The organism is Pseudomonas sp. LPB0260, assembly GCF_013388395.1.
In genome coordinates, this window is record NZ_CP058247.1 from 278,146 (window position 1) to 293,898 (window position 15,753).

At 68.4% G+C, this 15,753-nt stretch carries 10 protein-coding genes; all 10 read left to right on the forward strand.

The features are described from left to right. Positions 1-38: 38 nt before the first annotated feature. The 10 genes from tpx (at position 39) to LPB260_RS01255 (ending at position 15,752) form a co-directional block, all read left to right on the forward strand. A complete protein-coding gene (gene tpx / locus LPB260_RS01210) occupies positions 39-539 on the forward strand; it encodes a thiol peroxidase (RefSeq protein ID WP_208706837.1) in 501 nt (166 codons plus the stop codon). A 160-nt stretch (positions 540-699) separates the two neighbouring features. Next, complete coding sequence (locus LPB260_RS01215; protein WP_208706838.1) at positions 700-1,911, forward strand: MdtA/MuxA family multidrug efflux RND transporter periplasmic adaptor subunit; 1,212 nt, start codon at positions 700-702, stop codon at positions 1,909-1,911. After that, a complete protein-coding gene (locus LPB260_RS01220) occupies positions 1,908-5,006 on the forward strand; it encodes an MdtB/MuxB family multidrug efflux RND transporter permease subunit (protein WP_208706839.1) in 3,099 nt (1,032 codons plus the stop codon). Before LPB260_RS01215 ends, LPB260_RS01220 begins: the two co-directional genes overlap by 4 nt. Then, a complete protein-coding gene (locus LPB260_RS01225; protein WP_208706840.1) occupies positions 5,003-8,110 on the forward strand; it encodes an efflux RND transporter permease subunit in 3,108 nt (1,035 codons plus the stop codon). The genes LPB260_RS01220 and LPB260_RS01225 overlap by 4 nt, the downstream gene beginning before the upstream one ends. Before the next feature lie 8 nt (positions 8,111-8,118). Then, complete coding sequence (locus LPB260_RS01230) at positions 8,119-9,579, forward strand: efflux transporter outer membrane subunit (RefSeq protein WP_208706841.1); 1,461 nt, start codon at positions 8,119-8,121, stop codon at positions 9,577-9,579. Positions 9,580-9,678: 99 nt separating this feature from the next. Beyond that, positions 9,679-10,158, forward strand: coding sequence for a chemotaxis protein CheW (locus LPB260_RS01235; protein ID WP_208706842.1), 480 nt, complete (start codon positions 9,679-9,681; stop codon positions 10,156-10,158). Next, positions 10,145-11,686, forward strand: coding sequence for a CheR family methyltransferase (locus tag LPB260_RS01240; protein WP_208706843.1), 1,542 nt, complete (start codon positions 10,145-10,147; stop codon positions 11,684-11,686). Before LPB260_RS01235 ends, LPB260_RS01240 begins: the two co-directional genes overlap by 14 nt. Then, a complete protein-coding gene (locus LPB260_RS01245) occupies positions 11,671-12,279 on the forward strand; it encodes a chemotaxis protein CheW (protein WP_208706844.1) in 609 nt (202 codons plus the stop codon). Before LPB260_RS01240 ends, LPB260_RS01245 begins: the two co-directional genes overlap by 16 nt. A gap of 16 nt (positions 12,280-12,295) precedes the next feature. Then, positions 12,296-13,930, forward strand: coding sequence for a methyl-accepting chemotaxis protein (locus tag LPB260_RS01250; RefSeq protein ID WP_218281497.1), 1,635 nt, complete (start codon positions 12,296-12,298; stop codon positions 13,928-13,930). 55 nt (positions 13,931-13,985) lie between these two features. Next, on the forward strand, positions 13,986-15,752 hold the full coding sequence (locus tag LPB260_RS01255) for a methyl-accepting chemotaxis protein (protein ID WP_208706845.1): 1,767 nt from the start codon (positions 13,986-13,988) through the stop codon (positions 15,750-15,752). Position 15,753 lies beyond the last annotated feature (1 nt).

Here is a 15,753-nt window from a genome sequence, read left to right on the forward strand (position 1 = left end):
CGGCATCCGCCCTTAAACATTGCAGAAGGATTACCCACATGGCGCAAGTCACCCTCAAAGGCAACCCGGTTCACGTCGACGGCCAGCTGCCGCAAGCCGGCCAGCAAGCACCGGCCTTCACCCTGGTCGGCAACGGCCTGGCCGACGTCAGCCTGGCCAGCCTGGCCGGCAAGCGCAAGGTGCTGAACATCTTCCCCAGCGTCGACACGCCGACCTGCGCCACCTCGGTGCGCAAGTTCAACGCCGAAGCCAGCAAGCTGGCCAACACCGTCGTGCTCTGCGTGTCTGCCGACCTGCCGTTCGCCCAGGCGCGCTTCTGCGGCGCCGAAGGCCTGGAGAACGTGATCAACCTGTCGACCATGCGCGGTGCCGAGTTCCTCAAGAACTACGGCGTGGCCATCGCCGACGGCCCGCTGGCCGGGGTTGCCGCCCGCGCCGTGGTGGTGCTGGACGAGAACGACAAGGTCCTGCACAGCGAGCTGGTCGCCGAAATCGCCGAGGAGCCGAACTACGAGGCGGCCATGGCGGTGCTCAAGTAACGCCCGGCAGCTTCAACCCAACGGCTTACCTCGGTAAGCCGTTTTTGTTGAGGGGCCAGGGAGTTGCCAAGGTAAGGCGCAGGTAAATAGGCGGTAAAGAGGCTTTGCTTCGCTGCTGCGCCTGCTTATCGTTCGGGCTCGCCAAGGAAGTGACCCCAGCATGCCCGAGACCTCCGCAACCTCCCGCTCCCCGCGCCACCCGCTCCGGTGGCCGATCGGCCTGCTCCTGCTGGCCGCCATCCTTGTCCTCATCTGGTGGTTCTGGCCGGCCAAGCCCGAGCCTCGCGGCGCCGGCCATTGGCGCGACGGTGGTCCGGTGCCGGTACGCATCGCCCAGGTCCGGCGCGGCGACTTTCCGATTCTGCTCAAGGCCCTGGGCACGGTGACGGCCTACAACCGGGTCGAGGTACGGGCGCGGGTCGCCGGCGAGCTGCTCGAGTTGCGCTTCGACGAGGGCCAGCGGGTCAAGGCCGGCGAGCTGCTCGCGCTGATCGATCCGCGCCCCTACGAGGTCGCCCTGCAGCAGGCCCTGGGCGTGCAGCAGCAGAACCAGGCGCAGCTGCGCAACGCCGAGATCGACCTGGCCCGCTACCGCGGCCTGTACGCCGAGGACTCCATCGCCAAGCAGACCCTAGATACCCAGCAGGCACTGGTCGATCAGTACCGCGGCATCCTCAGGAGCAACCAGGCGGCCGTCGCCGAAGCGCGCCTGAACCTCGACTTCACCCAGGTCCGCGCGCCCATCGACGGGCGCCTGGGCCTGCGCCAGGTGGACGCCGGCAACCTGCTCGGCTCGAACGACGCCCTGCCGCTGGTGGTGATCACCCAGACCCAGCCGATCTCGTTGCTGTTCACCCTGCCGGAGGCCCAATTGCCTGCCGTGCTGCGCCAGCATCGCAGCGGCCAAGCGCTGCGGGTCGAGGCCTGGGACCGCAGCGAGCGGGTCAAGCTGGCGGACGGCGAGCTGGACAGCCTGGACAACCTGATCGACACCGCCACCGGCACGCTGAAGCTCAAGGCGCGCTTCGCCAACGCCGAGGAAAGCCTGTTTCCCAACCAGTTCGTCAACGTGCGCCTGCATGTGGAGACCCGCGAGCAGGTCCTGCTGATCCCCGCGGCGGCGCTGCAGCACGGCGCGCGCGGGACCTTCGTCTATGTGGTCGATGAGCAGGACAAGGTGCACGTCCGGGCGGTGGTCGCCGGGCCCAGCGATGGCCAGCTGACGCTGATCGAGGAGGGCGTCGAGGCCGGCGAGCGCCTGGTGCTGGAAGGCACCGACCGCCTGCGTGACGGCAGCCCGGTCGAGGTACTTGAGGAGCAGCCGGCAGCGGCCGGCGGGCAGGGCACAGCCGCGGCGCGGCAAGACGTATGAACGCCTCGCGCCTGTTCATCCTGCGCCCGGTCGCCACCACCCTGATCATGCTGGCGATCTTCCTCAGCGGCCTGATCGCCTACCGCCTGCTGCCGGTCTCGGCCCTGCCGGAGGTGGACTACCCGACCATCCGCGTGCTGACGCTCTATCCCGGGGCCAGCCCCGAGGTGATGGGCAGCGCCGTGACCGCGCCGCTGGAGCGCCAGTTCGGCCAGATGGCCGGTTTGCAGCAGCTGTCCTCGAGCAGTTCCGGCGGCGCCTCGGTGATCACCCTGCGCTTCAACCTCGACGTTGCGCTGGACGTCGCCGAGCAGGAAGTGCAGGCGGCGATCAACGGCGCCAGCAACCTGCTGCCGGCCGACCTGCCGGCGCCGCCGGTGTACAACAAGGTCAACCCGGCCGACTCACCGGTGCTGACCCTGGCGGTCAGCTCCACGAGCTTGCCGCTGCCCCAGGTGTTCGACCTGGTCGACACCCGCCTGGCGCCGAAACTGGCGCAGACCAGCGGCGTCGGCCTGGTCACCCTGGCCGGCGGCCAGCGCCCGGCGGTGCGCATTCGCGTCAACCCCGAGGCCCTGGCCGCGTATGGCCTGAACGTGGCCGACGTGCGCGCGCTGATCGGCGCCAGCAACGTCAACCAGCCCAAGGGCAACTTCGACGGACCGACCCGGGTTTCCCAGCTGGACGCCAACGACCAGCTGAGGTCCGCCTCGGAATACGCCGAGCTGATCCTCAGCTACCAGAACGGCGCGGCGCTGCGCCTGGGCGATGTCGCCGAGGTGGTCGATGGCGTCGAGAACCAGCGCCTGGCGGCCTGGGCCGACCGCAACGCCGCGGTGCTGGTGAATATCCAGCGCCAACCCGGCGCCAATGTGATCGAGGTGGTCGAGCGCGTGCAGGCGCTGCTGCCGAGCCTCACCGCGGGGCTGCCGGCCAGCGTCGAAGTCAGGGTGCTCAGCGACCGCACCCAGACCATCCGCGCCGCGGTGCGCGACGTGCAGTTCGAGCTGCTGCTGGCGGTCGCCCTGGTGGTGCTGGTGACCTTCCTGTTCCTGCGCAAGCTGGCGGCCACGGTGATTCCGTCGATCGTCGTGCCGCTGTCGCTGGTCGGCACCTTCGGCCTGATGTACCTGGCCGGCTTCACCCTCAACAACCTGACCCTGATGGCCCTGACCATCGCCACCGGCTTCGTGGTGGACGACGCCATCGTCATGCTGGAGAACATCGCCCGCCACCTGGAGGCCGGCGAGACGCCACTCAATGCCGCGCTCAAGGGCGCCCGGCAGATCGGCTTCACCCTGGTCTCGCTGACCCTGTCGCTGATCGCGGTGCTGATCCCGCTGCTGTTCATGGCCGACGTGGTGGGGCGGCTGTTCCGCGAGTTCGCCATCACCCTGGCGGTGGCCATCCTGATTTCCCTGGCGATCTCCCTGAGCCTGACGCCGATGATGTGCGCACGCCTGCTCAAGCACGAGCCAGCGGCCGAGCAGGGGCGCTTCTACCGGGCCAGCGGGGCGTGGATCGACGCCCTGATCGCCCGCTACGGCCTGGCCTTGCAGTGGGTGCTCGGGCGCCAGGCGCTGACCCTGCTGGTGGCCGTGGCCACCCTGGGCCTGACCGTGGTGCTGTACCTGGCCGTGCCCAAGGGCTTCTTCCCGGTGCAGGACACCGGGCTGATCCAGGGCATCTCCGAGGCGCCGCAGGCGATTTCCTTTGGCGCCATGAGCGAGCGCCAGCAACGCCTGGCCGAGGTGATCCTGCGCGACCCGGCGGTGGCCAGCCTGGCGTCCCATATCGGCGTCGACGGCGACAACCCGACGCTCAACAGCGGCCGCCTGCTGATCAACCTCAAGCCCCATGCCCAGCGCGATGTCAGCGCCAGCCAGGTGATCGAGCGGCTGCGCCCGCAGCTGGCCCGCCTCAGCGGCATCGAGCTGTACCTGCAGCCGGTGCAGGACCTGAGCATCGAGGACAAGGTCAGCCGCACCCAGTACCAGTTCAGCCTGGAGTCGCCGGACCAGGCACTGCTGGAGCAGTGGACGAGCACCCTGGTCGACGCCTTGCGCCAGCAGCCGCAGCTCGCGGACGTCGCCAGCGACCTGCAGAGCCGCGGCCTGCAGGTCTACCTGACGATCGACCGCGATACTGCCGGGCGCCTCGGGGTGAGCATCGCCGACATCGATGCGGCGCTGTATGACGCCTTCGGCCAACGGCAGATCTCCACCATCTACACCCAGGCCAGCCAGTACCGCGTGGTGCTCGAGAGTCAGGACGGCGGGCGCCTGGGGCCGGCGGCGCTGGACCAGATCCATGTCGCCGGGGCAGACGGCCAGCAGATCGCGCTGACCGCCCTGGTGCGGGTCGAGGAGCGCGCCACCAGCCTGCTGGTCAACCGAATCGGCCAGTTCCCGGCGGCGACCCTGTCGTTCAACCTGGGCGAAGGCGTGGCCTTGGGCGAGGCGGTGGCGGTCATCGAGCGGGTGCAGCAGCAGATCGGCCTGCCGGCCGGGGTGCAGAGCCGCTTCCAGGGCGCCGCCCAGGCCTTCCGCGCCTCGCTGTCGAGCACCCTGCTGCTGATCCTGGCGGCCATCGTCACCATGTACATCGTGCTCGGCGTGCTCTACGAGAGCTATATCCACCCGATCACCATCCTCTCGACCCTGCCCTCGGCCGGCGTCGGCGCCTTGCTCGCGCTGCTGCTGACCGGCAACGACCTGGGGCTGATCGCGGTCATCGGCATCATCCTGCTGATCGGCATCGTCAAGAAGAACGCCATCATGATGATCGACTTCGCCCTGGAAGCCGAACGCCAGCAGGGCATGGCGCCCGAGGCGGCGATCTACCAGGCCGCGCTGCTGCGTTTCCGGCCGATCCTGATGACCACCCTGGCGGCGCTGTTCGGCGCCATCCCGCTGATGCTGGCCAGCGGCTCCGGCGCCGAGCTGCGCCAGCCCCTGGGCCTGGTGATGGTCGGCGGCCTGCTGCTCAGCCAGTTGCTCACGCTGTTCACCACGCCGGTGATCTACCTGTACTTCGATCGCCTGGCGCGGCGCCTGAGCGGTCGCAGTGCGGCGGGGCTGGCGGTGGAGCCATGAACCTCTCGGCGCCGTTCATCCGCCGGCCGGTGGCGACCCTGCTGCTGAGCCTGGCCATCGTCCTGCTCGGCGCCGTGAGCTTCGGCCTGCTGTCGGTGGCGCCGCTGCCGCAGATGGATTTTCCCACCATCACCGTGCAGGCCAGCCTGCCGGGGGCCAGCCCTCAGGTCATGGCCGCCACGGTGGCCACGCCGCTGGAGCGCTCGCTCGGCACCATCGCCGGGATCAGCCAGATGAACAGTCGCAGCAGCCAGGGCAGCACGCGGATCATGATCCAGTTCGACCTGGACCGGGACATCAACGCCGCCGCCCGCGAGGTGCAGGCGGCGATCAATGCCGCCCGCGAGCTGCTGCCCAGCGGCATGCGCAGCATGCCCAGCTACCGCAAGCTCAACCCCTCCCAGGCGCCGATCATGGTCCTGGCCCTGACCTCGGAGGTGCTGAGCAAGGGCCAGCTGTACGACGTCGCCGCGACCCTGCTGGCGCAGAAGCTGTCCCAGGTCGGCGGCGTCGGCGAGGTGCAGGTCGGCGGCAGCTCGCTGCCGGCGGTGCGCGTGGCCCTCGAGCCGCGCCTGCTGGAGCAGCATGGCATCGCCCTGGACGAGGTGCGCCAGGCGATCGCCGCGGCCAACGTCAAACGGCCCAAGGGTGCCCTGGAGGACGCCGAGCGCCACTGGCAGATCCAGGCCAGCGACCAGCTGGAGACGGCCGCCGACTTCGCGCCGCTGATCATCCGCCAGCAGGATGGCGCGATTCTGCGCCTGGGCGACGTGGCGAACCTCAGCGACGGGGTCGAAGACCGCTACAACAGCGGTTTCTACAACGACGCCAGCGCCGTGCTGCTGGTGATCAACCGGCAGAGCGGGGCGAATATCCTCGAAACCATCGCCGCCATCCGCGCCGAGCTGCCGGCGCTGCGCGCGGTGATGCCGGCCAGCGTCGAGCTGCAGGTGGCCATGGATCGCTCGCCGGTGATCCGCGCCACCCTGCACGAGGCCGAGCGCACCCTGCTGATCGCCGTGGCCCTGGTGATCCTGGTGGTATTCGTCTTCCTCGGTCGCTGGCGCGCGGCGCTGATCCCGGCGCTGGCGGTGCCGGTGTCGCTGGTCGGCACCTTCGCCGCCATGTACCTGCTGGGCTTCTCCCTGAACAACCTGTCGCTGATGGCGCTGATCATCGCCACCGGCCTGGTGGTGGACGATGCGATCGTGGTGCTGGAGAACATCTCCCGGCATATCGAGGCGGGCGAGACGCCCCTGGCCGCGGCCTTCAAGGGCGCGCGCGAGGTGGGCTTCACCCTGCTGGCGATGAACCTGTCGCTGGTCGCGGTGTTCATCTCCATCCTGTTCATGGGCGGCCTGGTCGAGCGGCTGTTCCGCGAGTTTTCCCTGACCCTGGCGGTGGCCATGGTGATCTCCCTCCTGGTGTCCCTGACCCTGACGCCCATGCTCTGCGCGCGTTGGCTCAAGGCCGAGGGGCACGCCCGCCCGGCGAACGCGCTGCAGCGCCTCGGCGCCCGGCTGCAGGCGCGCCTGCTGGCCTGTTACCGCTCCAGCCTGGACTGGGCCCTGCGCCATTCGCTGCTGACGCTGCTGAGCCTGCTGGCGACCATCGCGCTGAATGTCTTCCTGTTCTTCAGCGTGCCCAAGACCCTGCTGCCGCAGCAGGACAGCGGCCAGCTGATCGGCTTCATCCGCGGCGACGACGGCCTGTCGTTCCAGGTCATGCAGCCGAAGATGGAAACCTACCGGCGCGCCCTGCTGGCCGACCCGGCGGTGGACAGCGTGGCCGGCTTCATCGGTGGCAACAGCGGCATCAACAATGCCTTCATCATCGTGCGGCTCAAGCCCATCGGCGAACGCCGGCTGTCCGCCCAGGCGGTGATCAACCGCCTGCGCCAGGAGTTGCCGAAGGTCGCCGGCGGCCGGCTGTTCCTGATCCCCGACCAGGACCTGCAGTTCGGCGGGCGCGAGGGGCGCAGCTCGGAGAACGAGTACCAGCTGCTGTCCGCCGACCTGGATCTGCTGCGCGCCTGGCTGCCCAAGGTGCGCGACGCCCTGCGGGCGCTGCCCGAACTGACCGACATCGACGCCCAGGAAGGCGAGGGCGCCCAGCAGATCCGCCTGGTCGTCGACCGCGCCGCGGCCAAGCGCCTGGGGGTGGACATGAGCCTGGTCACGGCGCTGCTCAACAACGCCTTCAGCCAGCGTCAGGTGTCGACCATCTACGCCAACCTCAATCAGTACAGCGTGGTGCTGGAGATCAACCCGCAGTACGCCCGGCACCCCGAGGCCCTCGACCAGATTCAGGTGATTACCGGCGCCGGCGCGCGGGTGCCGCTGTCGAGCTTCGCCCACTGGGAGCGCAGCATCGAGGAGGACCGGGTCAACCACCAGGGCCAGTTCGCCGCCGAGAACATCGGCTTCTCCCTGGCCGAAGGGGTGAGCCTGGAGCAGGCCAGCGCCGCCATCGCGCGCAGCGTGGCGCGGCTCAACCTGCCGAGCGAGGTGCAGGGCGTGCTCGGCGGCACGGGTGCGGCCTTCCAGCAGACCCAGCAGAACCAGCCGTGGATGATCCTGCTAGCACTGGCGGTGGTGTACATCGTGCTGGGCGTGCTCTACGAGAGCTACGTCCACCCGCTGACCATCCTTTCGACCCTGCCGTCGGCCGGGGTCGGTGCGCTGCTGGCGTTGCAGCTGGTCGGCGGCGAGTTCAGCCTGATCTCGCTGCTGGGCCTGTTCCTGCTGATCGGCATCGTCAAGAAGAACGCCATCCTGATGATCGACCTGGCCCTGCAACTGGAGCGCAGCGAAGGGCTCAGCCCGCAGGAGTCGATCCGTCGCGCCTGCCTGCTGCGCTTCAGGCCGATCATCATGACCACCCTGGCGGCGCTGCTCGGTGCCTTGCCGCTGCTGCTGAGCGGCACCGAGGGCGCGGAGATGCGCCAGCCCCTGGGCATCACCATCGTCGGCGGGCTGATCCTCAGCCAGCTGCTGACCCTCTATACCACCCCGGTGGTCTACCTCTATCTCGATCGCCTGCGTCACCGCGTCAACCGCTGGCGCGGCGTGCGCAGCGATGCTGCCCTGGAAACCCCGCTATGAGTGCTTCGATGCCCGGCAAAGCCCCCCTGACCGCGATCGTCCTGAGCCTGCTGCTGGCCGGCTGTACCCTCGGCCCGGACTACCAGCGCCCGCCACTGGCCACGCCGGCGCAGTTCAAGCAGATCGACGGCTGGACCCTGGCCGCCCCCGGCGATGCCCTGGCCCGTGGCAACTGGTGGACGCTCTATGGGGACGAGGCACTCAACCGCCTGGTCGATCGCCTGAACCTGTCCAACCAGAACCTCGCCGCCGCCGAGGCCCAGTATCGCCAGGCCCGAGCGCTGGCCCGCGGTACCCGGGCGGCGCTCTATCCCAGCCTGTCCGGCAGCGCCGCTGTCAGCCGGGGCGGGCAGGGCGCCGGGCAATCGCTCGGCGCAGGCGGGTCGGCGGCTGCCGGCGTTGTCGACAGCTACCAGTTGAGCCTAAACGCCGCCTGGGAGCTGGATGTCTGGGGCAAGTTGCGCCGCGCCCTGCAGGTTAGCCAGGCCGCGTACCAGGCCAGCGCCGCCGACCTCGCCGCCCTGCGCCTCAGCCAGCAGGCCGAGCTGGTGCAGAACTACCTGCAGCTGCGCGTGCTGGACGAACAGCAACGCCTGCTGGAAGCCACGGTCGGCGCCTACGCCCGTTCGCTGAAGCTCACCGAGAACCAGTACCGCGCCGGCATCGTGTCCAGGTCGGACGTCAGCCAGGCGCTGACCCAGCTCAGGAGCACCGAGGCCCAGGCCCTCGACCTGCAATGGCAGCGCGCCCAGCTGGAGCACGCCATCGCCGTGCTGGTCGGCGTGCCACCGAGCGAGCTGCAGATCGCCAAGCAAACGCGACTGCCGGCGCTGCCGCAGATACCGGTGGCGCTGCCCTCGCAACTGCTCGAACGCCGCCCCGACATCGCCGCGGCCGAGCGCCGGGTGATGGCCGCCAATGCCGAAATCGGTGTGGCCGAGGCGGCCTGGTATCCGGACCTGACCCTCTCGGCCAGCGGCGGCTACCGTGGCAGTAGCTTCGCCGACTGGGTCAGCCTGCCCAACCGTTTCTGGTCGCTCGGCCCCGAGCTGGCCCTGCGCCTGCTCGACGGCGGCGCCCGGCGCGCCGAGCTGGAGCGCAGCGAGGCCGCTTACGAGCAGACCGTCGCCGACTACCGCCAGACCGTGCTCAGCGGTTTCCGCGAAGTCGAGGACCAGCTGGTGCAACTGCGCGTGCTGGAGCAGGAAGCGCGGGTGCAGCAGGACGCCCTGGATGCCGCCCGCGAGGCGCTACGGCTGATCGAGAACCAGTACAAGGCCGGCACGGTCGATTTCACCAGTGTGGTCAACGTGCAGACCACTGCCTTGGACAACGAACGCAGCAGCCTGACGCTGCTTGGCAGCCGGCTGGACGCCAGCGTGCGATTGATCGCCGCCCTCGGCGGCGGCTGGCAGACGCCGCCCGCTTCCAAGATGGAAGAGGCCCGTGATAGTGTCGGCGAACGCTAGCATTTTGCTATCAATTGCTTGTTCCAGACGACTGGACGCCGGTTCTCCCTGAGCTAGGGTAGAGGGTGAGCAATAGCGTGTGGTGACAGGGACGGATCTATGGACAGATACCTGGTGTTGCCGTTCTGGTTGTCGGGTCAGCACTTGGCGGTTGCCCTCGATCAGGTGGTTCGAGTGCTGCCGGCACTGCAGAGCACCCCCTTGCCCGGGGCGCCCGAGACTATCTGCGGGCTGGCGAACGTGCGCGGCAAATTGCTTCCGGTGGTGGACCTGGCCCGCCGCTTCGGCTGGAAAACCCCTGAACTCACCCTCTGGCAACCCTTCATCTGGCTGACCAGCAGTACACGCGAGCTGCTGCTGCCGGTCGACCAGGTCGAAGCGGTACTGGCCTGCAGCGCCGAGGACTTTACCGCGACGCCCGATCCGCGAGTGCCTTCCAGCCTGCTGCGCGGCGTGGTGCGCAGCAGCGACGGGCTGTTGCTGATCCAGGATGTCGAACTGCTGCTCAGTGATGCTGACGAGCAGCGCCTCGACGCGCTGCTGGCAACCCAGGAGGGACGCCTCGATGCTGCGCGCTGAACCCAGCTGTTCGCCGCGGCTGTTGAAAGCCCTGAGCCACAAGGTCCTGCAGCATCTCGGCCTGGACTTCGCCGGCGCCAGGCAGACGGACCTGTTGCGCCGCCTGCAGCTTTTGGCCCTGGAGCGGGAAGTAACGGATTTCGACAAGTGGTTGCAGGCGCTGGCCTTTGCCGACTGGAACAGTGCGCAAGAGCAGGGCTTGATCGCCGCGTTCACCGTCGGCGAAACCTATTTTCGCCGCGATTCCGAAGCCTTCGACTGGCTCGCCGCGCATCACCTGGCGCCGTTGCTGGCGCGCCGTCGCCGCGAGGGCCGCCGGAGCCTTCGGCTGTGGAGCGCCGGCTGCTGCACCGGCGAGGAAGCCTACGGGCTGCTGTTCCTGATCGACGAGCTGCTGGCAGGCGAGCGCGAGCAGTGGAATATCGAGCTGGTTGCCAGCGACATCAATGCGGCATTCATCGCCCGGGCGGAGCAGGGGCTCTACGGCAAGAACGCCTTTCGCGTCGATGAAGAGGGCTTCCGCCAACGCCACTTCCAGGCCGAGGGCCGGCAATGGCGGGTACGCCCGGCCTGGCGCGGACGTATTCGCTTCGTCCAGTACAACCTGGCCGACAACCAGCTGCCGCCGGCGCTTGCCAGCGCCGACCTGATTCTCTGCCGCAACGTGCTGATGTACTTTTCCCCGGCTCGGGCGCAGGCGGCGCTGCGTCGCCTGCTCGCCAGCCTGAGCCCGGACGGCGTGCTGCTGCTGAGCGCCGTGGAGGCCGGGCTGGCGACCCAGGCCGGCCTGCAGGGGCGCTGGGCCGGCTGCAACTATGCCGTGGACGTGCGCGTCCCCTCGTCGGTGGACAGCGTACCGTTCCCGACAGCGTTACCGTCACCGCTGGCCTCACTGCCAGTGCCGCGTCGTGCCGAACGCCCCAGCTCGAGTGCTCCGCAACCCGGCCCGATCACAGCGACCGCGGCGCCCGGCCCGAATCCCGCCGAGCGCGAGCGGCGCAACAGTGAAGACTACTGGCAGCGGGCCACCCAGGCCCAGGCCGCCGGCCAGCACGAGCAGGCCCGCGAGGCCCTGCTGGCCTACCTGGGTTGTGCCACGCCGGGCCGCGCGCAACAGCACCGGGCCTGCCTGGCCATGGCGCGCAGCTGGGCCGATCAGCAGCATGTCGAGCAGGCGAGGGAGTGGCTGCAGCGCGCTCTGGCACTGGATTGCGCCGCCCCGGCGGCGTATTGGCTGGAGGCGCTACTGGCTCAGCAGGCCGGCGATAACCGGGCCGCATTGGCAGCCTTGCACAAAGCGCTGTACCTGGACCCCGAATTTATCCTTGGCTATTTCCTGCGCGCCCGCCTGCTGCACGGCGAGGGCCAGCGCCGCGCGGGCGACAAGGCCTTGCAAGTATGCCGGCAACTGCTCCTGACCCAGGACGGCGGCGCACTGGTGGCCCATGGCGACGGCATCAGTTGTGCGCAGTTACTGCGTCTGTGCGATCAACTGCAACAGGAAGCGCATATATGTCCGAGTCTCTGAAGGCAGATCAACGCTGGGCGCAGATCCGCCGGCGCCTCGCCGAGTTCGAGCAGCGCCTGGCCGCCGGTTTCGGCGTGGATGCCGAGGAGCGTGACGCCCGCCTGTTGGCGCGCACCCGGCAGTGGGCGGAAAGCGAGCGTCAGGAGCAGGTCGAAGAGTGGCTGGAAGTGCTGACCTTCAGCATCAGTGGCGAGCAGTATGCCATCGAGAGCGAATATGTCGCCGAGGTGCTGCCGCTGGCCCAGTACACGCCCTTGCCGGGCGTTCCGCCGTTCGTGCTGGGCATCGTCAACGTGCGTGGCCACATCGTTTCGCTGCTCGACCTGCGGGTGCTGTTCGAGCTGCCGATCGGTGGCCTGTCAGACAAGAATTTCATGGCGGTGCTGCGCAGCCGGGAGATGGAGTTCGGCCTGCTGATCGACCGGGTCCAGGGCATCGGGCGAATCCGTCGAGACGGACTGCAGAAGAGCGTGGCCAATCTTGCCGGGGTGCGCGCGGCCTACCTGCTGGGGGTCACCGCCGAACAATGCACGGTACTGGATGGGACGCGCCTGCTGAACGACACGAGTTTGCAGGTCAAGGTCGAGGAATAGGGCAATGGAGGCGGCGATGGGCAGGGTTCTCAATCTGGGTATCGGCAGCAAACTGATCGCGGCCTTCGCCGCGCTGATCACCGGTTTCGGTGTCCTGCTGTTCAGCAGCCTGGAGCGCTTCGCCAGCCTGCAGGGCATCGAGGAGCAGCAGTTCCAGCAACACTACGCGCGGCTCTCCGATGTCAAGGAGCTACGCCTGAACATCTCGGCCCAGCGCACCGACCTGATGCAGGTGATCAGCCAGCAGGCACAGGCCGACCTGCAGAGCATCGAGGACGGCATCCGCCGGCGCACGATGGAGAATGACCGCCTGGTCAGGCGCCTGCAGCAGGCGGCGAGCGAGGACGAGGAATTTGCCAGTGCGCTGGAGGACATGCTGGCGGTGCGCGTCGCCCTGATGCAGACCCGCGCCGAGCAACTGGAACTCATCCACGCCGGCGCGTTCGAGCAGGCCCGCCAGTTGAACAGCGGGGTGCAACTCGAGCGCATGAACCGGATTCATGAGCTCGGCGTACAGCTGTCCGAACTCACCGACAAGCGCGTCGCGGCGGCCCTGGAGCGTTCGCGCCAGGCGCTGGAGGCCCAGCGCGAGCGGGTATTCAACTTGAGCCTGCTGCTGGTCGGCATCAGTGCCGGGCTGGCCTGGTTGCTCAGCCGCCATATCGCCAGGCCGCTGTCACGCCTGACCGGCTGGGCCGAGCGCATCGGCCGGGGCGAGATTCCCCAGGGCATCGTCGGCAGCGCCCGCCAGGATGAAGTGGGGCGCCTGTCCCAGGCGTTCGTCGACATGAGCCAGTACCTGCGCGAACTGGTGCAGGAGATGAACGAGGGCATCACGGTGCTGGCGTCTTCCAGCGAGGAGATCCTCGCCGCCACCAGCCAGGTGGCCACCAGCACCCAGGAGACCGCCACCGCGATCAGCGAGATCGTCACCACGGTGGAGGAGGTCAAGCAGACCGCCGAACTGGCCGGCAGCAAGTCGCAGACCGTGGCCGAAAGCACCGAGCGCACCCGCCAGGTGGCGCTGAACGGCCGTGAGGCGGTGGAGGAAGCGCTCAAGGGCATGGGCCTGATCCGCGAGCAGATGCAGGCGGTGGCGGAAAGCATCATGCACCTGGGCGAGCAGAGCCAGACCATCGGCGAGATCGTCGCCTCGGTGGGCGACCTGGCCGAGCAATCCAACCTGCTCGGGGTCAATGCCTCGATCGAGGCGATGAAGGCGGGCGAGGCGGGCAAGGGCTTCTCGGTGGTGGCCCAGGAGGTCAAGGCCCTGGCCGACCAGTCCAAGCAGGCCACCGCCCAGGTGCGGGGCATACTCGGCGAGATCCAGAAGGCCATGACCAAGGCGGTACTGCTGGCCGAGCAGGGCAGCAAGACCGTGGAGTCCGGCTTCGAGCGCGCCCAGTCCAGTGGCGATGCGATTCGCGCCCTGAGCAGCAACATCGAGGCCTCGAGCGAGGTGGCGTTGCAGATCGCCGCCACCAGCCAGCAGCAGATGATCGGCATGGACCAGATCGCCACGGCCATGGCCAGCATTCGCCAGGCCAGCCAGGACAACGTCGGCGGCACCCAGCAGGTCGACCTGGCAGCGCGCAACCTGCACCAGCTGGGCATGAAACTCAAGACCCTGGCCAGCCGCTTCAAGCTGTGAGCCGAGGCGCGCCCTTGAGCAGTGAATCAGTCCCCCGGGACAAGGAGATACAAGCATGTTCAGAAGCATTGCCAACCTGAGCATCGGCAGCAAGCTGGTGCTGGTCTTCGCGGCGCTGATCCTCGGGTTCGCCGCGCTTCTGCTCACCTCGCTGCAACGCTTCGCCAGCCTCCAGGACAACCAGGCCGCCTTGTTCCAGCGCAGCTTCGAGCGGGTGTCCAAGGTCAAGGAGCTGCGCGTCAACATCATCACCCAGCGCGCCGAACTGCTCCAGGCGATGGCCGACGCCCACGGTGAGACCGGTACTCGGCTGGCACAGAGCGAAGGCGAAATCGCGGAGTTGTCCAAGGCCAATGATCGTCTGTTCGACGAACTGCTCGCCGGCCTGGGCGATGAAAGCGACACAGGTCGGCTGCTCAACCAGCTGATCGATGTGCGCAACGCGTTCGTGCAGACCCGTGACCAGCAATTGCTGCCACTTATTCGCGCCGGACAGGTGCAGCAGGCAGAAGCGTTGGCCCTGGGGATTCAGTTGCAACGCATGGAGCAGATCAACGACCTCGGGCAGCGTTTGGCCGAGCTGACCGAGCAGAAGGTGCTGCAGACCCTGGCCCAGGCCCAGGCACATGTCGAGCGCCAGCGCCTGGAGCAGCTGCTGTTGGGGCTGCTGATGCTGCTGTTCGGCATTGTCATGGCCTGGCAGCTCAGCCGGCATATCGCCCAGCCCCTGGCGCACCTGACCCTGATGGCCGAGCGCATCAGCCGTGGCGAAATCCCCCGGGAGCTGCGCAGCGAGACCCGTCGTGACGAGGTCGGCCGCCTGGCCCAGGCCTTCAGCCAGATGAGCCAGTACCTGCTGGCCCTGGCCGCCAAGGCCGAATACCTGGCCCAGGGCCACCTCGGCCAGGACAGCCAGCCGGTGTCCGACCAGGATGTGCTGGGCACCGCCTTCGCCACCATGCTGGCGAACCTGCGCAACCTGGTCGGTGAGCTCAACGAAGGCATTGCGGTGCTGGCCTCCTCCAGCGAGGAGGTGCTGGCAGCCACCAGCCAGGTCGCCACCAATACCCAGGAGACCGCTACCGCCATCAGCGAGATCGTCACCACGGTGGACGAGGTCAAGCAGACCGCGGTGCTGGCCAGTAGCAAGGCGCAGTCGGTGGCCGACAGCACCGCGCGTACCCGCGAGGTGGCCCAGGGCGGCCGGCAGGCGGTGGAGGAGGCGCTCAAGGGCATGGGCCTGATCCGCGAGCAGATGCAGGCGGTGGCGGAAAGCATCATGCGCCTGGGCGAGCAGAGCCAGACCATCGGCGAGATCGTCGCCTCGGTCAGCGACCTGGCCGAACAGTCCAACCTGCTCGGGGTCAATGCCTCGATCGAGGCGATGCGCGCCGGCGAGACCGGCAAGGGGTTCTCGGTGGTGGCCCAGGAGGTCAAGGCCCTGGCCGACCAGTCCAAGCAGGCCACCGCCCAGGTGCGCGGCATACTCGGCGAAATCCAGAAGGCCATGACCAAGGCGGTGCTGCTGGCCGAGCAGGGCAGCAAGACGGTGGAATCCGGCTACGAGCGGGCACAGAGCAGCGGCGAGGCGATCCGCGCCCTTGACAGCAGCATTGTCGAATCCAACGAAATGGCCTTGCAGATCGCCGCTACCAGCCAGCAGCAGATGGTCGGCATGGACCAGGTAGCCAATGCCATGACCAGCATACGCGAGGCCAGCCAGAGCAACGTCAGCGGTACCCGGCAGATGGACCAGGCCACGCGCAACCTGCACGAACTGGGCCTCAAACTCCAGGGCCTGGCGGCCCAGTTCAAGTTGTGAG